This window comes from Bacillus sp. N447-1, assembly GCF_022701035.1.
Taxonomy (GTDB): domain Bacteria; phylum Bacillota; class Bacilli; order Bacillales; family Bacillaceae_G; genus Bacillus_A; species Bacillus_A cereus.
Genome location: NZ_CP065509.1, coordinates 2,067,896 through 2,088,427, shown reverse-complemented (window position 1 = coordinate 2,088,427; position 20,532 = coordinate 2,067,896). Strand labels below are relative to the sequence as shown.

The window sequence follows — 20,532 nt, the reverse complement described above, 5'->3', positions numbered from 1 at the left end:
AATTCGAATGAAAAAGAAAATTGCAGAGTATGAAGTTGGTGAACAAGTCGATATTTTCTTGTTAATTAAAACAGCGACAAAAGGTATCGCAAGCAATGGAAAGCCATTTTTAACAGTAATCTTACAAGATCCAAGTGGAGATATTGAAGCAAAATTGTGGGACGTATCACCAGAAGTTGAGAAACAATATGTAGCGGAAACAATCGTGAAAGTAGCTGGAGATATTTTAAACTACAAAGGACGTATTCAATTACGTGTGAAACAAATCCGTGTTGCGAATGAAAATGAAGTAACAGACATCTCAGACTTCGTAGAAAAAGCACCAGTGAAAAAAGAAGATATGGTTGAGAAAATTACGCAATACATATTTGAAATGAGAAACCCGAACATTCAACGTCTAACAAGACATTTATTAAATAAGCATCAAAACGAATTTTTAGACTATCCAGCAGCGACAAAGAACCATCACGAGTTCGTATCTGGACTAGCTTATCACGTCGTATCAATGCTTGATTTAGCGAAAGCTATCTCAAATCTATACCCATCGTTAGATAAAGACTTACTATATGCAGGCGTTATTTTACATGACCTTGGTAAAGTAATCGAACTATCTGGCCCAATTTCTACAACGTATACGTTAGAAGGAAATTTACTAGGCCACATTTCGATTATGGTGAACGAAATTGGTAAAGCGGCAGACGAATTGCAAATCGATGCAGAAGAAGTATTAATTCTTCAACACATCGTCCTTTCTCACCACGGAAAAGCAGAATGGGGTAGTCCAAAACCACCATTAGTAAAAGAAGCAGAAATTCTGCATTACATCGATAACTTAGATGCAAAAATGAACATGATGGACCGCGCATTAGGACGCACAAAACCAGGCGAATATACAGAGCGTGTCTTTGCGCTTGATAATCGTTCGTTTTATAAACCGTCGTTCCATAATTAATAGTGTGAATAAAGTGGCCTCATTAAGTTTTAAAAGCTTAGTGAGGCTATTTTTATAGGAAGTAAATAGTATGATACAAAAAAATATCTCGAATTTGAGATAAATCTCTTGCTTTTTAATCACTTGAGGTGTAAAGTGATAGTAACGAAAGCGATTGAGTCATATGAAAAACATACACTCAGTTGTTTTCGATTAAAAACAAAGTAACTTATACAGTAAAAACTAAGATGAATTTACAAAAACATAATTAAGAATAAATTGAAAAGCTAAAAACCATATTAGTTGTGGGAAATGTTATTTTTTTAGTTATCACTTGACTAGTAAAACGAAACGGAGGAATAACCAATGTATGAAATTAAAGGGCATCATCACATTTCAATGGTTACGAAAAATGCAAATGAAAATAATCACTTTTATAAAAACGTGCTTGGCTTACGTCGTGTGAAAATGACAGTAAACCAAGATGATCCGTCAATGTACCACTTATTTTATGGAGATAAAACAGGAAGTCCAGGCACGGAATTATCATTTTTTGAAATTCCATTAGTAGGAAGAACATATCGCGGCACGAATGCCATTACTCGAATTGGATTACTCGTTCCTTCAGAGGAAAGCTTACATTACTGGAAAGAACGATTTGAGAAATTTGATGTGAAACATAGTGAAATAACAACATATGCAAATCGTCCTGCTTTGCAATTTGAGGATGCTGAAGGTCTTCGCTTAGTACTACTCGTTTCAAACGGAGAAAAAGTAGAGCACTGGGAAACTTGGGAGAAATCAGAAGTTCCTGCAAAGCATCAAATTCAAGGAATGGGTTCTGTAGAAATGACAGTGCGTAGACTTGATAAAATGGCGAGTACACTTACAGAGATGTTCGGTTATACAGAGGTTAGCCGAAATGATCAAGAAGCAATTTTCCAGTCCATTAAAGGAGAGGTTTTTGGAGAAATCGTTGTGAAATATTTAGATGGTCCTACTGAAAAGCCGGGCCGAGGGAGCATTCACCATTTAGCAATTCGCGTGAAAAACGATGCAGAGCTTGCTTATTGGGAAGAACAGGTGAAACAAAGAGGCTTCCATTCTTCAGGAATCATCGACCGTTTCTATTTTAAAAGCTTATATTTCCGCGAATCAAACGGAATCCTATTTGAAATTGCGACAGATGGACCAGGATTTACAGTTGATGGAGATGTGGAACATTTAGGAGAAAAACTTGATTTACCACCATTCTTAGAAGGTCAGCGTGCAGAAATTGAAGCGAATTTAGCACCGATTGAAGAGAAGTAATAGAAGAAAATATACAACTTTAACATATAAATGAAACCCCATTGGAGGAATATAAAATGAATCAATTAAAAGGAATTCACCACGTTACAGCGATTACAAGTAGTGCAGAAAAAAACTATGAGTTTTTTACTCACGTTTTAGGAATGCGTTTAGTTAAGAAAACAGTAAACCAAGATGACATTCAAACGTATCATTTATTCTTTGCAGATGATAAAGGTAGTGCAGGAACAGATATGACATTCTTTGACTTCCCAGGTATTCCAAAAGGAGTACACGGTACGAATGAAATTTCAAAAACTTCATTTCGCGTTCCGACCGATGCAGCATTAGAGTATTGGGTGAAACGTTTTGACCGTCTTGAAGTAGAACATACAGGAATTAAAGAGCAATTTGGTAAGAAAACTCTTTCTTTCGTTGACTTTGATGATCAACACTATCAATTAATCTCAGATGAACTTGATAAAGGAATCGAATCAGGTACACCATGGCAAAACGGACCAGTTCCATTAGAATATGCAATTACTGGTTTAGGGCCTGTATTCATCCGTATTGCAAACTTTAGTTTCTTCAAAGAAGTGTTAGAAAAAGTTTTATTATTTAAAGAGGTTGCGCAAGAAGGAGAATTCTATTTATTTGAAGTGAACGAAGGTGGAAACGGTGCATCTGTCATTGTAGAACATAATACGGTTCTTCCAGAAGCACGGCAAGGTTTTGGTACGGTTCACCATGCTGCATTCCGCGTAGAAGATCGCGCTGTATTAGAAGAATGGATTGAGAGAATCAGTAGCGTTGGACTTCCTTCATCTGGTTATGTAGACCGTCATTTCTTTGAATCATTATATGCAAGAGTTGCACCACAAATTTTATTTGAATTTGCAACAGATGGCCCAGGATTTATGGGAGATGAGCCATACGAAACACTTGGCGAAAAATTATCTTTACCTCCATTCCTAGAGCCAAAACGTGAAGAAATTGAAAAATTAGTTCGTCCAATTGATACAGTAAGAAGCACGAAGGAATTTATTAAAGAGTAAAAATAGAGCAAGTAGTTTTAGCGGAGTGCTGGAACTGCTTGCTTTTTTATTTATTCTAGTAAATTTTCTGACAATTGTTTCTCAAGTTATTAAAAAGGAAAACTTTGGTATAATTAATTGAAATATTTAATTTTCTGATAATTATTTTTCAATACATAGAAAAGGAGTGGTAATATACAATTTTGATAATTGTATAAAAATCCTAATTTTGTAATTTTGGAGAAAAGGGGATGCGAGTGTATGGGAGCAGATGTAGTAACGCGGGAGCAAATGAAACATTCTTTAGATGATTGGTATCGTGTAATGTTGCAGCAAAACATAGAGAAGGCCACAGAAATGAAAGAGGAGATTGAAAGTAAGATTAGTGGGTTGGATGTGGATCAGGAGTTATCTTTGTATTTTACTTTATTAGATTTTAGATATAAAATGCTGACGGATTGGTTGAATATAAAAGAAAATAGTTTTGAGAGAATAGAATCTTTTGAAATTCCAACTGAAGGGTTTTTAGCATATTATTATCATTTCTTTAAAGGGATATATTGCACTTCAATGTCTAGATATGGCGATGCAAAGGAAAATTATGAAAAAGCAAATGAACTAATGAAATATGTTTCGCACTCTTTAGAAAATGCAGAATTTGATTATCGTATAGGTAATTTTTACTATCAGACATATCAACAAGTTAATGCAATTGATTATTTGAGAAAAGCGAAAGAAGAGTTTAAAAAACATATAGGTTGCGAAATAAATATAGCGCTATGTGAAAATGCTTTTGGTCTGTGTTGTGTAGATTTGAAAAATTACGAACTCGCGGAAGAAAGCTTTAATGCTGCTATGGATATTTTCCAAAAGGTAAATTATGAAAAATATATTTTAATGGTGCGTCATAATTTAGCCTTTTTGTATGCTAGTCAAGATTTATCGGAACTTGCAGTTCGCCATGCATCCGAAGTTACAAAAAAACAGCCGAAATTTTTTAAAGCGCTATTTGTTGAAGCGCGTGAATGTTATAAATTAGGGCAATATCAATTGGCAGCAGATCTGGTTGAAAAAGGTTTGGATATTTGTAAAGAATTAAATAAGGAAGAGTTTCAATATCGTTTTATGATTTTGAAAAGCGTGAATGAAAAATCACCTACATTAAGTTTAGAGCAAGTAGTTTTAGAAGGTATTACTTATTTTGAAAAAGAAGAGCTATGGGAGTGTATACAGGAATACGCTGAAATGTTGGCCTTAAGGTTTTATAAGGAAGAGAATCACGATAAAGCTAGTCATTATTTTTACATGAGTCATAAAGCTCAAAAAAAATTGTTAAAAAAAGGAGCGCTAAAATAATGAAAAAGATTCACTTTGGAATGTTAGGGATTGCGTTAGTAGGTGTGTTATCAATTGGAGCTAATAGTTCATTTACAAATCAAGCCTTAAATATAGGAGAGACAGGAGGAGCACCAGCAAGACCAGACTATATTAGCTTCAATAAAGGAGATACTGGTGGAGTACCAGTAAAACCAGACTATACTAGAGGCGACACAGGAGGAGCACCAGCAGATAATAGAGGTGACGGTGGCGGTATTAGCAAACAAGACTCACACGCTGATCATTTTTAAATTAAATAATAACAAAGAAAGGGATCTCACAACGAGGTCCTTTTCTTTGTTATTAGGCCATGTAGAGAAAAGAATTGACTTACTTTAAATATGTAACTATAATAGTTATGGAATAACCATTAGTAATAGAAATGAATTATATTTTTTTAGTATTATTGTAACTGAATCAGTTACAATTAAAAAGAGAACATAAAATAACTAAAAAATGTAAAAACTTTAAATAGCAACAAGAGAAAGGAGACGGGAACTTTGAAAAGGTTTAAGTTTTATATGATTAGCGGTATTGTGCTCGTTTTGTTAATTGTTTGTAACTTCGTTGAGAAGCCGATTGCGAAGGTTGGCGAAGTGAAAGATACTGTTATGATGAAGCTGAATACGAAAGAGAGTATGGCGCAAATTGATGGACAGACGATTTATTTTAAGCAAATTGGTGAGGGAAAACCCCCGTTACTCATGTTGCATGGGTTTGGTGGTTCTTCTGATGGGTTTAGTGATATTTATCCGGAACTAGTGCGAGACCATACGATTATTGCGGTTGATATTTTAGGGTTTGGGCGTTCTTCTAAGCCAGTTGATTTTCAGTATTCGTTTCCTGCGCAAGTGAATTTATATTATAAGTTAATGAAGAAGCTCGGATACGATCAGTTTGCGGTGCTCGGCCATTCAATGGGCGGAGAGATGTCCCTTAATTTAGCGTATTTATATCCGGATGCAGTGACGCATCTCATCTTGGCGGATTCTACAGGGATAGAGTCTTTCCAGCAAAAAGAAAGTTATGAAGTACCACCGCTATCGACGGACTTACAAACTGTAACTGAGATTGCGAAGTATAATAAAAATGAAGTGAAAAATAGTCGTGAGGATAAAGAGCATTATGATCAGCTTACGAAAATGAGAGAGCGCCGCATTGCGATGGAAGCTGATAAAATTAAGGTGCCGACTTTAATTATATGGGGACGACATGATAAAAGTGTTTCTTGGAAAAATGGTGAACTGTATCATGGGCTATTTGCGAATAGTACGTTTCATATTATTGAAAAAGGATACCACGCACCGTTTCGTCAGGAACCAATTGAGTTTATGGAATATGTACAAGCATTTTTCGCGAAGCATCCACAATAAAAATTTTAAGCATAAATCCATTTCTTTCCTCATAAAGTGAAACTAATAAGGCTTGTCTAAGGAAAGGAATGAAGTGATTTGGAAACTTTACCATGGTGGGTGTATCTTGTAATTGTCGGGATTGTACTAAGTGGCTACATGGTTTTATATACTTCGAAAAAAGAGCAAGATATGGATAATGAGTTTATCGAAAAAGAAGGCGAAGTATATATGAAGCGCTTAGAAGAAGAGCGCGAGAAACGTAATCAGGATAGTGATAAGGATTCTGTATTGCTTTAATAGAAATTTTGAAAGGCTATCATCTAGTAAAACTTTACATCTAGAGGATAGCTTTTTTCTTTTTGGAGAGCATGTATACGAAATTCATCATGAACTTTTATTGATGGTATTTATATATATGTTTCCTCATAAGAATGGAACTAGCGGGGATTTTACTGGGGGGGATTAACAATGCATAGGGATGAAACTTCATTACATCCTGATACAGGTGTTACATCTGTAATGTTTGTTGAACGTTCATTAAATGAAATTCGTTTTTGGTCTAGAATCATGAAAGAGCATTCTTTTTTTCTTCGCTTGGGATTTAGATGCGAGGATACTCAACTAATCGAAGAGGCGAATCAATTTTATCGATTGTTTGAACATATTGAACAAATAGCGCATTCCTATACAAATGAAACAGATCCTGAGCAAATAAAAAGATTTAATGCAGAAGTACAACAAGCCGCAACTAATATTTGGGGATTTAAACGAAAAATTTTAGGATTAATTCTCACATGTAAATTGCCAGGACAAAATAACTTTCCACTTTTAGTTGACCATACAAGTAGGGAAGCTGATTATTTTAGAAAACGTTTAATACAATTAAATGAAGGTAAATTAGATGCCCTTCCTGATGCTATTATTAAAGAAAATGTTTTCTTTTTACGGATTATGGCAGACCATGCTAAATTTATTGGCCATCTTCTTGATCCGTCGGAAAGAAAGCTTGTAGATACAGCACGAAATTTTAGCAATGATTTTGATGAATTGATGTATCAAGCAATTGACTTAGAATCTATGAAACCACAATCCCAAACAGCTCCTCTTTTAGATCAATTTTTAGATCAAAATCGCGTGTCAGTTGCATCTCTTCGGGATTTTAAGAAAACAGCACGTGATTTAATTGAGCAATGCAAAATAAAGAGTATCATTCATCCATTATTAGCAGACCATGTTTTCCGTGAAGCTGATAGATTTCTTGAAATCATTGATATGTATGATGTTCATCTTACAAATATTCAATCACAACCTAGATATTAGAAGATAAGGAAAGATACTATTTTTCCTTAAGCTGAGAAGTTAACAATTTATTGTTAGCTTCTTTTCTTTGTGATTAAAATTTTCTTTTAAGGACTACATAAATCCTTTTGACCAAATATGTAATTCTTTGTAAAATGTTATATATGGAAAGATTATGAATATACAGGAAATCTATGGGTAGTAGATTTTAATAAATTACTCGGGGAAATTTATTAATTAAGTATATTAACTTTTTCACATTAAATTTTACAACTAAAGGGGTAGTAGTAATCATGAAGGCAAAGAAATTAGTAAGTTTAGCATTACCAGTTATGTTATTGAGCGGTTGTATTACAATTGAAACGGATGGTAAGAAAGCTAATGAACCAAAGAAAGAAGAAACACAACAGGTAGAGAAAGAAAATAAGGCTTCTGAAAAAGAGAGTAAGTCAACTGATAGCAAGAAAGAGGATAGCTTATCTGTAGCGAAAGGTGAAGGTACAAACAGTAGTTCATCAAGTAGTCAACCAAGTTCTTCTTCAAATAATTCAACATCTTCACCTGGTAAGGTAACTGGTTCAGATGTTGAAAGGTACAAGGCAGATATCATAAATAGTGCTACTCAAATTGAAGATACAATGAAATTAATTGAAGGAATAGCAGATTCAGACGTAAAATCATACAAACAAAAGAAAAGTGAAGTACAACTAAGTTTAGGTGGAGCAAAGGCAACAACGAAGAAACTGAAGAATTTACAAGCGCCCCCTGAGTTACAGGGAGAACAGGCGAAGATAAAGCAGTCGATGGAACTATATGCGGATTGTTTTCAACTTCTTTTTGATGCATTGGACCAAGAAGACGAGAGTAAAATGCATCAATCATTAAGTAAAGCACAAGAAGGTTCAAAACTGTTTGAAGAAGCAGCGAAGAGTATTGGTAGTAAAACCAACTAAAAATAAAGTATTTAAAGGGGTATTTGTAAGTGCAGTTGGTGCAAGTGAAGAGTTAGGAATTAGTTATGGAAACACATTACAAATTTATCAAATGGACGATAATGTTCGTATTCGATATGTAAAACAATAAATAATTGGTGAAAAACTCTGTAATAAATTTTACAGGGTTTTTTGTTAGTTCTAGTTTATTTTTTGTCTTCCTAAGCGCTAAGCATACTAGTATAAGTTGAGAAATGAACAAAACGATAATGATAGGCAGATGATGTAACTCCATAGTAACTGTAACCATCTAAAGCCCAATTCATACACTATGATGGAGGATTTTTACTTCATAACCGGATGAAAAAGGAGTGTAATCATGAAGAAACGTACTGTTAATGAAGCAGGAAGGAATGTGCCACAACCAATCCGCAGCGACGGAGCAGGTGCGATTGATTCTGGACCTCGTAATGTTATGCGGGATATTCAAAATCCGAATATGCTTGTTCCGCCTATAACGGATGCAGGGTTAGTTCCTAACTTGAAGTTTTCATTCTCGGACACTTCTATGATTTTGAAACAAGGCGGGTGGTCTCGGGAGATTACTGCTCGGGAACTACCGGTCTCGACGACGATTGCCGGAGTAAATATGAGTTTAACGGCCGGTGGAGTACGAGAACTACATTGGCATAAAGAAGCAGAATGGGCGTATATGCTTTTAGGACGGGCACGCATAACGGCTGTTGATCAAAATGAACGGAATTTTATTGCTGATGTTGGACCAGGTGATCTTTGGTATTTTCCGCCTGGTATTCCGCATTCCATTCAAGGATTGGAACATTGTGAATTTCTACTCGTTTTCGATGATGGACATTTTTCTGATTTATCTACTTTAGCTATTTCTGATTGGTTTGCGCATACGCCAAAAGAAGTGTTGTCGGCTAATTTTGGAGTACCTGAGAGTGCTTTTCGTTCTATCCCTTCAGATCAAGTTTATATTTATCAAGGAGAGGTGCCAGGTTCCCTTGAAAGTCAGGAAGTTCAATCACCGAAAGGAGAAGTTCCTTTAACATTTAAACATGAATTGTTAAAACAAAAGCCGATTAAGACGTCTGGTGGTAGCGTTCGAATTGTAGATTCCACAAATTTCCCTATTTCCAAAACAATCGCAGCAGCGCTCGTTGAAGTGGAGCCTGGTGGAATGAGAGAGCTTCATTGGCACCCGAATAATGATGAGTGGCAATATTATCTTACCGGGGAAGCGAGAATGACTGTGTTTCTTGGAAATGGTACAGCTCGAACATTTGATTATAGAGCTGGTGATGTCGGATATGTACCATTTGCGACGGGGCATTATATCCAAAATACAGGTGACGAAACATTATGGTTTTTAGAGATGTTCAGAAGCAATCGTTTTGAAGATGTATCGTTAAATCAATGGATGGCACTGACTCCTAAAGAAATAGTGGAGAGTAATATACATGTTGGGCCGCAAGTAATGGATTCTCTGCGTAAAGAGAAATCGCCTGTTGTGAAATATCCGGGAGTTTCATATAGTCCGAAAAATGATGAGTAAAATGAAAATTTACGTTATTCTTTCTGGAGAATGATAAGAAAGGATGGCGTATTTTTTTATGCTTAATCTAGTCTTAACTAGTATCTGTTCGTTGTATTATTGTTCGGGAAATTATTATAGAAGAAAAATATATGAAATCGACATACTACATAGCTTTATTTTTAGGTGTAACGCACAAGTTGCACAGCTAACGCAACGACAACTCGCTTTACTCTTCATTATGTATTTGTCCATACTAGACGTAGAGAGGTGATAAACACAGTATGATTTTTAGTGAGCGTTTAAAAGAAGAAAGGGAAAAAAGAAATTGGTCGCAAAATGATTTGGCTGAAAAACTTCATGTGAGCAGGCAATCTGTTTCGAAATGGGAGACGGGAAAGAACTATCCGAGCATTGAAATTATTATTCATTTAAGTGATCTGTTCGGTATTACAATTGATGAACTGCTAAGGAGTGATGAAGAATTGACGCAGAAAATAATTGAAGATAGTAAGCAATTGGCGTATCCAAAATGGAAGGTGTTTTTGGATAGTCTATTTATGATAGGAGTATTTTTGTTTATTGCAAAAATCGTTGTATGGATGCTAAATAAGTTTGCTGGAGCAAGTATTACAATTGTAGCAGATGCGCCATATGTAATGAATCTTTTGCCACTTGTATTCATGATTATAGGTGGTATAGGTTCCGATAAGTTGAAGAAAATATATAGATAAGAGAAAGATTTGAAAGAAATCCCCGACACTAGCTGTTCTTTTCACTTAAATTGTGTACTATAAAGGATAGGATGACATAAAGAAGGGGACGTATAGAATGGAATTTCATGAACAGAAAATTTTGCCGGCAGTGAGGCAAATTAAAGATTTGGAAAAGCTATTACATAGTTCGTATGAATATATCGTTATTTTAGATATTCATGTCGGCCAATTGAAGAGTGTTATATCACTTGCGAAGCAATATTGTAAAAAGGTATTTTTACATGTGGATTTAATTCATGGTTTGCAGAGTGATGGGCATGCGACGGAATATTTATGTCAGGAGTTTAGACCGTACGGGTTACTTTCAACAAAGGCGAGTGTTATTATGAAGGCGAAGCAAAAAGGTGTTGTGGCAATACAACGCATCTTTTTAATCGATTCGAGTGCGATGGAGAAGAGCTGCAATCTTTTAGATAAGACGAAACCGGATTATATTGAGGTACTTCCTGGAGCATTAACGGATGTTATCGCTGAAGTGAAAGAGCGTACTGGTGTACCGATTTTAGCAGGTGGTTTTATTCGTACTGTAGAAGATGTGGAAAGAGCATTAAATGCTGGTGCGACAGCAATTACGACATCAAAACGTGAACTATGGAAACATTACCAAAAAAAGTGACGAAAATGTGAATTTTTTCGTTGACACCGCTTTCATTTGCGGTTAACATTATAGACAAGTTAATAAACGTGACGGAGAAAAGTAGAGATCCACATTTCATTGTTTCTATATAAATTTATATAGAAGCGTGCAAGCTGTGGGTCTTTTTCTTTTGACAAAAACGAATGGCCATTCATTTTACCTCTATCACATTTGAAAGCGTTTAAATTGATTGTGGAGGGATACTATGTCAGCATTTTTAGGAGAGTTAATAGGGACTGCGTTGTTAATCGTACTTGGTGGCGGCGTTTGTGCTGGTGTAAGTTTAAAGAAATCGTTTGCGAAAGATTCAGGTTGGATTGTTATTACAATGGGCTGGGGCTTAGCAGTAGCGGTTGCAGCGTATGCGGTTGGATCAATTAGTGGGGCACATTTGAATCCAGCTTTAACGATAGGATTAGCATTTAAGGGAGCGTTCCCATGGAGCGACGTACCAGGTTATATCGTAGCACAAATGATTGGGGCAATTATCGGGGCAGTTATCGTATATTTACATTACTTACCACACTGGAAAGAAACAGAAGATCCAGGAACAAAGTTAGGTGTATTTGCAACAGGTCCAGCAATTCCGAACACATTTGCAAACCTTTTAAGTGAAATGATTGGAACATTCGTTTTAGTATTTGGTATATTAGCAATTGGTGCAAATAAATTTGCAGATGGATTAAATCCATTTATCGTAGGTTTCTTAATTGTAAGTATTGGTTTATCATTAGGTGGGACAACAGGATACGCAATTAACCCAGCGCGTGATTTAGGTCCGCGTATCGCACACTTCTTCCTTCCGATTGCAGGAAAAGGCGGTTCAAACTGGAAGTATGCATGGATTCCAGTAGTTGGTCCAATTTTAGGTGGATCACTTGCAGGTTTATTCCATCAAGTTGTATTTGAAGGAAAACAAAATGCAGCACTTATTTATGTGATTATCGCAACTGTGATTGTACTAGCAATCTCTTATATGACAAGTAAAAAAAGCGGAAGCAATACAAATAGTAGAAAAGTAGCATAAGGGGGAAACCGATATGAAAAAATATATTCTTTCATTAGACCAAGGAACAACAAGCTCACGCGCAATTCTTTTCAATAAAAAAGGTGAAATTGTTCATTCAGCTCAAAAAGAGTTTACACAACATTTTCCAAAGCCGGGCTGGGTAGAGCATAATGCACAAGAAATTTGGGGATCTATTTTAGCAGTTATCGCAACTTGCTTAAGCGAAGCAGATGTAAAACCAGAACAAATCGCAGGTATCGGTATTACGAACCAACGTGAAACAACGGTTGTATGGGATAAAACAACTAGTAAACCAATTTACAACGCAATCGTATGGCAATCTCGCCAAACAGCTGAAATTTGTGATGAGTTAAAAGAAAAAGGTTATAGCGAAATGGTTCGCGAAAAAACAGGTCTTTTAATTGATGCATACTTCTCTGGTACGAAAGTAAAATGGATTTTAGATAACGTTGAAGGTGCAAGAGAAAAAGCAGAAAACGGCGATCTATTATTCGGAACAATTGATTCGTGGCTTGTATGGAAACTATCTGGTGGTAAAGCACACGTAACAGATTACTCAAACGCATCACGTACGTTAATGTTTAACATTCACGACTTACAGTGGGATGATGAGCTTCTAGAAATGTTAACAGTACCAAAGAGCATGCTTCCAGAAGTGCGTCCATCATCTGAAATTTACGGAGAAACAATTGATTACCACTTCTTCGGCCAAAATGTACCGATTGCAGGTGTAGCTGGTGACCAACAAGCAGCATTATTTGGACAAGCTTGTTTCGGTGAAGGTATGGCGAAAAATACTTACGGAACTGGTTGCTTCATGTTAATGAACACAGGTGAAAAAGCAGTAGCTTCTGAGCACGGTCTATTAACAACAATTGCATGGGGAATAGATGGTAAAGTAAACTACGCATTAGAAGGAAGTATTTTCGTAGCGGGTTCTGCAATTCAATGGTTACGTGACGGAATGCGCATGTTTAAAGATGCAAGTGAGAGTGAAGTGTATGCGAGTCGCGTTGAATCAACTGACGGTGTATACGTTGTACCAGCATTCGTTGGACTAGGAACACCTTATTGGGATAGTGAAGTACGCGGCGCTATGTTTGGTGTAACGCGCGGTACGACGAAAGAGCATTTCATTCGTGCAACGCTAGAATCTTTAGCTTACCAAACGAAAGATGTATTATGCGCAATGGAAGCAGATTCAGGTATTGAGCTGAAAACATTACGCGTTGATGGCGGAGCAGTTAAAAATAACTTCTTAATGAAGTTCCAAAGTGATATTTTAGATGTTCCTGTAGAGCGTCCAGTAATCAACGAAACAACGGCTCTAGGTGCAGCATACTTAGCTGGTCTTGCGGTTGGATATTGGAAAAACCAAGATGAAATTAAAGAACAGTGGCATATGGACAAACGCTTTGAACCAACGATGGAAGCGAAAACAAGCGAAGAGCTATATGCTGGATGGAAAAAAGCAATTGAAGCAACAAAAGCTTTCAAATAATCATAAACAGTGTTATAATGGTGACAAGTTAATAATTCGGTAGGAGATTTGGAGAGACCACAACGCGCTATAGAGGCGAAATCTATAGCGGAGTTTGTGGTCTCTTTTTTCGTTATCAAAGGGAGGAATTACCATGAAATTTTCAAGTAAACAACGTAAAGACGTATTAAACGGAGTAAATAAACAAGAGTTAGATGTGATCGTAATTGGTGGAGGTATTACTGGTTCTGGTATTGCATTAGATGGAGCAACACGCGGGTTATCAACAATTGTGTTTGAAATGCAGGACTTTGCAGCAGGTACATCAAGTCGTTCAACGAAGCTTGTACACGGTGGTCTACGTTATTTAAAACAACTTGAAGTGAAAATGGTAGCAGAGGTGGGGAAAGAGCGTGCGATCGTATATGAGAACGGTCCCCATGTAACAACACCAGAGTGGATGTTACTTCCGTTCCATACAGGCGGTACGTTCGGATCATTTAGTACATCAATTGGTCTTCGTGTATACGACTTCTTAGCAGGTGTAAAACGAAGCGAGCGCAGAAAGATGTTTAACCGTGAAGAAACGCTAAACAAAGAGCCTCTTGTAAAAAAAGAAGGATTAAAAGGCGGCGGTTACTACGTAGAATATCGTACAGACGATGCGCGTCTTACAATTGAAGTAATGAAAGAAGCAATTGAGCATGGTGCGAAAGCTGTTAACTACGCAAAAGTAGACAGTTTCTTATATAAAGATGGAAAAGTATGCGGTGTACGTGTAATCGATTTACTAGACGGTGAAGTGTACGAAGTTTACGGTAAGAAAATTGTAAACGCAGCTGGCCCTTGGGTAGATACACTTCGTGAAAAAGATAACTCGAAAAAAGGAAAAGTACTTCAGTTATCAAAAGGTGTTCACTTAGTAATTGATCAAAAACGTTTCCCATTAGGTCAAGCGATTTACTTCGATACACCAGATAAACGTATGGTGTTCGCGATTCCACGCGGCGGAAAAACATATGTAGGTACAACAGATACGTTCTATGATAAAGACGCAGCTGTACCACAAATGACAACAGAAGATCGCACGTATATTATTAATGCGATTAACTACATGTTCCCAAGCGTGAAAATTACAGAGAAAGACATCGAATCAAGCTGGGCTGGTGTACGTCCGTTAATTTACGAAGAAGGTAAGAGTGCATCTGAAATTTCTCGTAAAGACGAAATTTGGACTTCTGAATCTGGTTTAATTACAATCGCAGGTGGTAAATTAACTGGATACCGCAAAATGGCTGAAATGGTAGTAGACTACGTAACGAACTTACTACAAAAAGAAGGTCATAGCGCATATCCGAAGAGCGACACGAAACATATGCCAATCTCTGGTGGACATGTAGATGGTTCACACGGATTCCCAGCATTCGTTGCGAAAAAAGCTGGCGAAGGTACGAAATATGGTTTAACAACAGCACAAGCAGAAGAATTCGCGAAATTCTACGGCTCTAACGTTGACGTACTATTTGATTTAGCGAAAAAACATAAAGACGAAGAGAAAGAATACAACATGCCACTAGACGTTCTAATCCCGCTTGTATACGCAATGGATTACGAAATGACAGCAAAACCAGTTGACTTCTTCGTACGCCGTAGAGGCGCTGTATTCTTCAATATCCACTGGGTATACGAGTGGAAAGAAGCAGTAATCAACTACATGGCTGCGAAACTAGGCTGGAGCAAAGAAGAACAAATGAAATACACAGCTGAATTAGAAAAAGCATTAACAGACGCTGTAATTCCTGTAGATCAACAAGAACAGGCAGCTGCGTTAGCGTAAAATAGAGAACCACCTGAAGGGGAGCCTTTAGGTGGTTTTTTTATGGGGTATTTTTCTAACTATGTTGCATAACGACATATGTTGTTATACTATGTATATAAGGTGGTGGTATTGTTGGACAAAGAAATCTTGAAGGGAAGTATAGATATTTTATTACTTTCTATCATTGCAAAACGTGATACATACGGATACGAAATAGCTCAAAGTTTAAAGGATGCAAGTGAAGATTTGTATAGTATGGGACAGGGAACTTTGTATCCTGCTTTAAAGAGATTAGAGAAAAAGGAGTTTCTTGAATCTTATTGGAATGAATCTGAGAATGGGATGAAAAGGAAATTCTATACTATTACAGATAAAGGGAAAAAAGAATTGCAGAAGAAAGTGAACTCTTGGGAGAGTGTAACAGCATTAATTCAAGCTTGTCAGAAAGGAGTTATTTATGAGTGAATTTGACGAGTATATTAAGTCTATTTTAACCTATTCAGAACTTAGTGATATTGAACAGGATGAGTTATTTCTAGAAATGTATGATCACTTGAACAGCTTGAAAGAAGAATATATGGAACAAGGTATGAATGAAAAAGAAGCGATTTATAAAGCGATTCAAAGTTTTGGAGAATCAAAAGTTATTGGCGTAGAGATTAATAAATCGGTATACGAAGTTCCTAGGCCATTAAAGGTATTATCAAAAATTTTATGTATTCCTTATATAATCATTTGTTTTATTGTCTTTTTAGGAACGTTTATTTCAACTTCTACATTTGACTCTGTTCGCAGTTTGACAGGTGGGACTGTCTATCATCCCATTGAATTTTGGCAGCAATTTTTACATATATCTGATTTAGAAACGTTATTACAACTTTTTGGAATAACACTTTGGCAAGTTAAAGATTTTATTGCACATCCAGGTCCTTGGGGAAACTCAACTTATTGGTTAAGCGTTTTACAACATATAATATTAGTAGTTCCATTCGGATTTTTCGTTCCAGTGCTCATTAATAAAGTGACTAACTATAAGAAAGCTCGTAAGTGGTATGTTATGACCTTTCTTGTTTGGGAGATATTACATTTACTAACTTTGTCTGATGTTTTTGATGTGTGGCGGATTGCTATAAATATGCTCGGTGCGTCGGTAGGATATCTTTTATTTATAAGCATAATGCAACTGGATAATAAATTTAAGGTTATGCGAAAGAAGATATTTGAAAATTAGCTCGCTATTCTGTAGTTTAAATTATACAAATTCAGTTTGATGGTAATAGAGTATCGCTGAAAACATAGGTACTATGTAGTGAGAGGATTTTTTATATTCGTAATAGGTGTTGTTCCTTGTTTAATCCTACTGTTATGAAGCGGGTCCATAATCCGTCTTTATTGGTGCTATAAATGATGAGAGCGGCACAGCTGAACTAGAAAAAGTCTAGAACAACAAGAATAGGCGGCTGCTTTAGCGTAAAATAGAAAACCAACTGAAGGGGAGCCTTTAGGTGGTTTTTTCTCTTGACTAAAAATAAATAAAATGTGTTACAATGATGATAGAGTATTTAGTATGAATTTTGCATAAAATAAAGAAGACAGAAGCCTGAGAAACTTCTGCCTTTGTAACCTAACTTGCTATTGTGGTGGTAGTAGGTGCGGTTATAAGACAATTACATTAACGTTTTAGCCGAGAACCGCCCTTACCTTTTCCACGAAGCAGGGTGGTTCTCGCTTTTTTGTATACAGAAATTAGCCATGGACCGACGTATCTTCTACCGATGACAACGCCAGCTCCGGTTAGGATACCATACACTAATTTAATTACAAACATCGCGATCATATTATCACCTCCCCCCTTTTTTCAAAATGGAAGAGATGATTGCCACACCTACTAGTTATAGCTTATTAAGTTACATTTTAATTGTATTATGTTTTAAAATAGGGAACAAGATATATGGATGAAAATTCCTGTTTTTAAGCAGAGCATTAGTGTCAGGGGACAAGAAGTAAATAAATATACATAAAAAAACGGTATGGACATTACCATCCGTATTTTTTTATGTATTTATAAAACTTTTCCATACAGTGCGTCGTCTAATATATGGGAAGGAGGAAATGATGTGGATGAATTAACGATAGAAGCGTTTGAAATAGAAGATAAGGAGGACCTTATCGACGAAATAATGAACAAGTATGGACAAGAAGTCCTACAGCTTGTGTATTCATATGTAAACAATAAAGAAGTTGCGGAGGATGTAACGCAAGATATATTTGTGAAATGCTATAAATCTCTTCATACATATAAAGGGAATTCGAACTTAAAAACATGGTTATGGAGAATTGCAATCAATCATTGTAAGGACTATTTAAAAAGTTGGTATAACAAAAAAGTTATCGTTACAGAGGATGACTTTACGTATATGGAGAGTCAAAAAGAAAGTGTCGAACAAACAGTCATTCAAAATGCGGAGGATCGTGAACTGGCTTCTGCAGTAATGAATTTACCGATAAAATATCGAGAAGTTATTTATCTATTTTATTATGAAGAATTATCAATTAAAGAGATTGCTACAGTAATAGATGTGAAAGAAAACACGATAAAGACAAGACTAAAAAAAGCGAAGGAACTTTTGAAGGAAGGATTGGAGGAATAATCAAATGGAAGATCGATTAAAAGGCTTGCGAAAATCAATGGAGAACACAACGTTTAAACATTTGAGTTTTTCTGATCAGCACCAGAAGCAAGTGCGCGAAAAAATTAAGCAATCGTCTGAAAAGGAAGAAGATATCCTTTTAGCAGTGTTACAACTTCTTATGAATGAAAAATCAGGTTATGAATTGATGCAGTTACTAAGAGGAAGAGGGATTCAAAAATTCGAAGGTGATGAAGGGTCTCTATACACTTTATTACATCGTTTAGAACAGAATCGCTTTATCCAATCTAGCTGGGATCACGCAGGAGCTAAATATTATCAATTAAATGATAAAGGAAACAAGATGCTGCGAAAGGCAGAGAAGAATGCTACGAAGGCACGATTTATATTAAAAGGATTAGTACAGGAGTGAGAAAAAATTGAACAAAAAAGGGGAGCGTTTTTTAAAAGAAGTTACGAACCATATTAAATCAAAAGAAGCGAAGGACTTAGTAGCAACGGAACTAGATTTTCACTTGAAACAGACGAAAAATATGTGGGTAGAGAAAGGCTTAAGTGAGGAAGTTGCTGAAGGTAAGGCTGTTGAACAAATGGGGAGTCCGATTAAACTTGGCCGGGAACTTAACAAACTTCATAAGCCAAAGGTGGATTGGTTCTTACTTATTTTATTAGTGGCTGCTATGGGGTTAGGGTTTTTGCCGGTTTTAGTTTTTGGATATACGAATGATGTAATAATAAATAAGGTGATATTTGTTATTCTCGGTGTTGTAACAGCGATTGGAATGATGTTACTTGATTATCGGAAATTAGAGAGAATGGGATGGTTGTTTTATATAATCGGAGTAGTTGTCCTGTTAATGCTATACTGTTTTCCAAACGCTTCAATGATTGGAGAATCGTTAATACAAATCGGCCCAATTGCAATTGACTGTCTAATGGCAGTGCCTTTCTTTTTTTTAGCTTGGGCTTCTTTTTTTAATGATAGTAGGTTAAAGATTATACATCTTGTGGTTTTATATTTATTTTCTTTGTATTTATTTTTGATTGTATCCACCCTTTCGTCAATTTTTATCTATATTACGATGGTATTCGTTATGCTTTGGTGGAGTAAGCTAGGAAAGAAAACGTCGTTGATTATTACGATTGTACCTATTTGTTTATTTGTTATCAAGGTATCCGTATCATGGTCTTCAGGATACCACTTAGATAGACTTTTAGGGTATTTAAATCCTGAGAGTGATGCAGGTGGCGCAGGATTTATGTATATACGATTAAAAGAGGTAATGTCATCAGCAGGTTGGTTTGGTACATCTGGAGATACAAAATTCATCCCTGCTCCGGATACTGATTTTGTATTTGCAAGTTTGACTTACTATTATGGGTATTGGCTTGCGTTAATTCTTGTCTTTGTTCTTTCTCTTTTTGTAGCAAGATTAATAGTCATCTCTTATAAAATAAATGATCGGTACGGTAAATTGCTGCTCGTTGGTGGATTGACTCTTTTTGTATTCCAGTTCATTTATAATGTTGGAATGATACTAGGATTATTGCCGCTTGCTGCTATATCCTTACCTTTTATTAGTTATGGATTAACGCCGACTGTATTTCATGCGCTTATAATGGGGATTGTGCTGAGTGTATATAGACGTAAGGGTATTTCATTCAGAATTAGAAAAACACCTTGATACTTATATAAGTTGCATATAAAAGAATTCATTATTATGATCAAGTACAAACGGAAATAGATAGTAGAAGAGGGTTATGATAAATAACCCTCTTTTCGTGTTTAAATAAGTGCACTCTCTTTAACAGAAATACATAATTCAGAACGAGAGATTGATTCAGTTAGTTGCTGTAAATAAGAGTATTCTTCCGCATCTTTTTCGGAAGTGTTAGGATCTAGTAAAGGTGAAGAAAGAAGTACATCAATCGTAAGTATGTCTGCATCATGAGAGACGATGTTATAACCTGCAAATACAGGTCGTTTTAAGTCTTTTACTTTTTGAATCATTTGATGGAATTTCGTAACACTTATATGGATTTGTGCGAATGGAAAGCATTTTTGGATAGGATTCTCGATGTTCTTTCTAATTTTATAATCGTATACATAGTAGTACTTTTCTTGCTGCTCAAGTGTTTGCAACTCTTTCGTTAATGAGTGGTATTTGTCTGTAAGTCCAGTTGTGAGTGCACGATGTTCTTCGCAAACTAATAATGTGAAAGGTCTTGGTGAGGAGATTGAAATGGTGCGGACGTTTAGGTCAGTAAAAGTGTGCTTAGATTGTAAAATGGTATGTAATTTTTCGGTAGGAAACTCACCGTCATAAATAGCAATAAAATAGTGGTTCATCTTTTCGCTCCTTAAT

Annotated in this window: 22 protein-coding genes; 21 read left to right on the top strand and 1 reads right to left on the bottom strand. The window is 36.1% G+C overall.

Annotation, left to right across the window (positions count from 1 at the left end; all coding sequences use genetic code 11):
• Window positions 1-7: 7 nt before the first annotated feature.
• The 21 genes from yhaM (at window position 8) to IQ781_RS10345 (ending at window position 19,851) form a co-directional block, all read left to right on the top strand.
• A complete protein-coding gene (yhaM, locus tag IQ781_RS10445; protein ID WP_000726638.1) occupies window positions 8-952 on the top strand; it encodes a 3'-5' exoribonuclease YhaM in 945 nt (314 codons plus the stop codon).
• Between the two features lie 345 nt (window positions 953-1,297).
• The gene (locus IQ781_RS10440; protein ID WP_139846956.1) at window positions 1,298-2,242 is read left to right on the top strand and encodes a ring-cleaving dioxygenase; all 945 of its coding nucleotides are present in this window, start codon (window positions 1,298-1,300) and stop codon (window positions 2,240-2,242) included.
• Window positions 2,243-2,298: 56 nt separating this feature from the next.
• On the top strand, window positions 2,299-3,276 hold the full coding sequence (locus IQ781_RS10435) for a ring-cleaving dioxygenase (RefSeq protein WP_001072550.1): 978 nt from the start codon (window positions 2,299-2,301) through the stop codon (window positions 3,274-3,276).
• Between the two features lie 240 nt (window positions 3,277-3,516).
• Entirely contained in the window at window positions 3,517-4,611 is a 1,095-nt protein-coding gene (locus IQ781_RS10430; RefSeq protein WP_079004231.1) for a response regulator aspartate phosphatase, read from the top strand.
• Window positions 4,611-4,883, top strand: a complete 273-nt coding sequence (locus IQ781_RS10425) for a Phr family secreted Rap phosphatase inhibitor (RefSeq protein ID WP_059304049.1) — start codon at window positions 4,611-4,613, stop codon at window positions 4,881-4,883. Before IQ781_RS10430 ends, IQ781_RS10425 begins: the two co-directional genes overlap by 1 nt.
• Window positions 4,884-5,132: 249 nt before the next feature.
• Window positions 5,133-6,005, top strand: coding sequence for an alpha/beta fold hydrolase (locus tag IQ781_RS10420; protein ID WP_059304048.1), 873 nt, complete (start codon window positions 5,133-5,135; stop codon window positions 6,003-6,005).
• Between the two features lie 78 nt (window positions 6,006-6,083).
• Window positions 6,084-6,284 carry a sporulation YhaL family protein gene (locus IQ781_RS10415; protein ID WP_000449223.1) on the top strand — a complete coding sequence of 67 codons (201 nt, stop codon included), beginning with the start codon at window positions 6,084-6,086 and terminating at the stop codon, window positions 6,282-6,284.
• Between the two features lie 171 nt (window positions 6,285-6,455).
• Window positions 6,456-7,307 (top strand): DUF2935 domain-containing protein, encoded by an 852-nt coding sequence (locus tag IQ781_RS10410; RefSeq protein ID WP_000554479.1) that lies wholly within the window; start codon window positions 6,456-6,458, stop codon window positions 7,305-7,307.
• A gap of 272 nt (window positions 7,308-7,579) precedes the next feature.
• A complete protein-coding gene (locus tag IQ781_RS10405) occupies window positions 7,580-8,239 on the top strand; it encodes a DUF7018 domain-containing (lipo)protein (protein WP_100651308.1) in 660 nt (219 codons plus the stop codon).
• Window positions 8,220-8,369, top strand: coding sequence for a hypothetical protein (locus IQ781_RS10400; RefSeq protein ID WP_000260576.1), 150 nt, complete (start codon window positions 8,220-8,222; stop codon window positions 8,367-8,369). Before IQ781_RS10405 ends, IQ781_RS10400 begins: the two co-directional genes overlap by 20 nt.
• Before the next feature lie 228 nt (window positions 8,370-8,597).
• Window positions 8,598-9,794 carry an oxalate decarboxylase family bicupin gene (locus IQ781_RS10395; protein ID WP_065211955.1) on the top strand — a complete coding sequence of 399 codons (1,197 nt, stop codon included), beginning with the start codon at window positions 8,598-8,600 and terminating at the stop codon, window positions 9,792-9,794.
• Window positions 9,795-10,057: 263 nt separating this feature from the next.
• A complete protein-coding gene (locus IQ781_RS10390; RefSeq protein ID WP_074047686.1) occupies window positions 10,058-10,507 on the top strand; it encodes a helix-turn-helix domain-containing protein in 450 nt (149 codons plus the stop codon).
• Between the two features lie 97 nt (window positions 10,508-10,604).
• Window positions 10,605-11,165: a glycerol uptake operon antiterminator GlpP gene (gene glpP / locus IQ781_RS10385; RefSeq protein ID WP_000394285.1), complete on the top strand. Its 561-nt coding sequence runs from the start codon at window positions 10,605-10,607 to the stop codon at window positions 11,163-11,165.
• Window positions 11,166-11,391: 226 nt separating this feature from the next.
• Window positions 11,392-12,213: a glycerol uptake facilitator protein GlpF gene (gene glpF, locus IQ781_RS10380; protein WP_001272199.1), complete on the top strand. Its 822-nt coding sequence runs from the start codon at window positions 11,392-11,394 to the stop codon at window positions 12,211-12,213.
• 13 nt (window positions 12,214-12,226) lie between these two features.
• Window positions 12,227-13,717 (top strand): glycerol kinase GlpK, encoded by a 1,491-nt coding sequence (glpK, locus tag IQ781_RS10375; protein WP_000760011.1) that lies wholly within the window; start codon window positions 12,227-12,229, stop codon window positions 13,715-13,717.
• Between the two features lie 133 nt (window positions 13,718-13,850).
• Window positions 13,851-15,533 carry an aerobic glycerol-3-phosphate dehydrogenase gene (gene glpD / locus IQ781_RS10370; RefSeq protein WP_139846957.1) on the top strand — a complete coding sequence of 561 codons (1,683 nt, stop codon included), beginning with the start codon at window positions 13,851-13,853 and terminating at the stop codon, window positions 15,531-15,533.
• A gap of 114 nt (window positions 15,534-15,647) precedes the next feature.
• Window positions 15,648-15,980 (top strand): PadR family transcriptional regulator, encoded by a 333-nt coding sequence (locus IQ781_RS10365; RefSeq protein ID WP_000356630.1) that lies wholly within the window; start codon window positions 15,648-15,650, stop codon window positions 15,978-15,980.
• Window positions 15,973-16,746 (top strand): VanZ family protein, encoded by a 774-nt coding sequence (locus tag IQ781_RS10360; RefSeq protein WP_063220306.1) that lies wholly within the window; start codon window positions 15,973-15,975, stop codon window positions 16,744-16,746. Before IQ781_RS10365 ends, IQ781_RS10360 begins: the two co-directional genes overlap by 8 nt.
• 886 nt (window positions 16,747-17,632) lie before the next feature.
• Window positions 17,633-18,166: a sigma-70 family RNA polymerase sigma factor gene (locus IQ781_RS10355; protein ID WP_063220305.1), complete on the top strand. Its 534-nt coding sequence runs from the start codon at window positions 17,633-17,635 to the stop codon at window positions 18,164-18,166.
• Between the two features lie 4 nt (window positions 18,167-18,170).
• Window positions 18,171-18,578, top strand: coding sequence for a PadR family transcriptional regulator (locus IQ781_RS10350; RefSeq protein ID WP_023521353.1), 408 nt, complete (start codon window positions 18,171-18,173; stop codon window positions 18,576-18,578).
• A gap of 7 nt (window positions 18,579-18,585) precedes the next feature.
• Complete coding sequence (locus IQ781_RS10345) at window positions 18,586-19,851, top strand: FtsW/RodA/SpoVE family cell cycle protein (RefSeq protein WP_139846958.1); 1,266 nt, start codon at window positions 18,586-18,588, stop codon at window positions 19,849-19,851.
• Between the two features lie 101 nt (window positions 19,852-19,952).
• Here IQ781_RS10345 and IQ781_RS10340 read toward each other — a convergent pair whose 3' ends face one another.
• Entirely contained in the window at window positions 19,953-20,516 is a 564-nt protein-coding gene (locus IQ781_RS10340; protein ID WP_139846959.1) for a hypothetical protein, read from the bottom strand.
• Between the last annotated feature and the right edge of the window lie 16 nt (window positions 20,517-20,532).

Coding starts and splice junctions, on each gene's coding strand:
- yhaM (WP_000726638.1), top strand. CDS start 8: ATGAAAAAGAAAATTGCAGAGTATGAAGTTGGTGAACAAGTCGATATT.
- IQ781_RS10440 (WP_139846956.1), top strand. CDS start 1,298: ATGTATGAAATTAAAGGGCATCATCACATTTCAATGGTTACGAAAAAT.
- IQ781_RS10435 (WP_001072550.1), top strand. CDS start 2,299: ATGAATCAATTAAAAGGAATTCACCACGTTACAGCGATTACAAGTAGT.
- IQ781_RS10430 (WP_079004231.1), top strand. CDS start 3,517: ATGGGAGCAGATGTAGTAACGCGGGAGCAAATGAAACATTCTTTAGAT.
- IQ781_RS10425 (WP_059304049.1), top strand. CDS start 4,611: ATGAAAAAGATTCACTTTGGAATGTTAGGGATTGCGTTAGTAGGTGTG.
- IQ781_RS10410 (WP_000554479.1), top strand. CDS start 6,456: ATGCATAGGGATGAAACTTCATTACATCCTGATACAGGTGTTACATCT.
- IQ781_RS10405 (WP_100651308.1), top strand. CDS start 7,580: ATGAAGGCAAAGAAATTAGTAAGTTTAGCATTACCAGTTATGTTATTG.
- IQ781_RS10395 (WP_065211955.1), top strand. CDS start 8,598: ATGAAGAAACGTACTGTTAATGAAGCAGGAAGGAATGTGCCACAACCA.
- IQ781_RS10390 (WP_074047686.1), top strand. CDS start 10,058: ATGATTTTTAGTGAGCGTTTAAAAGAAGAAAGGGAAAAAAGAAATTGG.
- glpP (WP_000394285.1), top strand. CDS start 10,605: ATGGAATTTCATGAACAGAAAATTTTGCCGGCAGTGAGGCAAATTAAA.
- glpF (WP_001272199.1), top strand. CDS start 11,392: ATGTCAGCATTTTTAGGAGAGTTAATAGGGACTGCGTTGTTAATCGTA.
- glpK (WP_000760011.1), top strand. CDS start 12,227: ATGAAAAAATATATTCTTTCATTAGACCAAGGAACAACAAGCTCACGC.
- glpD (WP_139846957.1), top strand. CDS start 13,851: ATGAAATTTTCAAGTAAACAACGTAAAGACGTATTAAACGGAGTAAAT.
- IQ781_RS10360 (WP_063220306.1), top strand. CDS start 15,973: ATGAGTGAATTTGACGAGTATATTAAGTCTATTTTAACCTATTCAGAA.
- IQ781_RS10350 (WP_023521353.1), top strand. CDS start 18,171: ATGGAAGATCGATTAAAAGGCTTGCGAAAATCAATGGAGAACACAACG.
- IQ781_RS10340 (WP_139846959.1), bottom strand. CDS start 20,516: ATGAACCACTATTTTATTGCTATTTATGACGGTGAGTTTCCTACCGAA.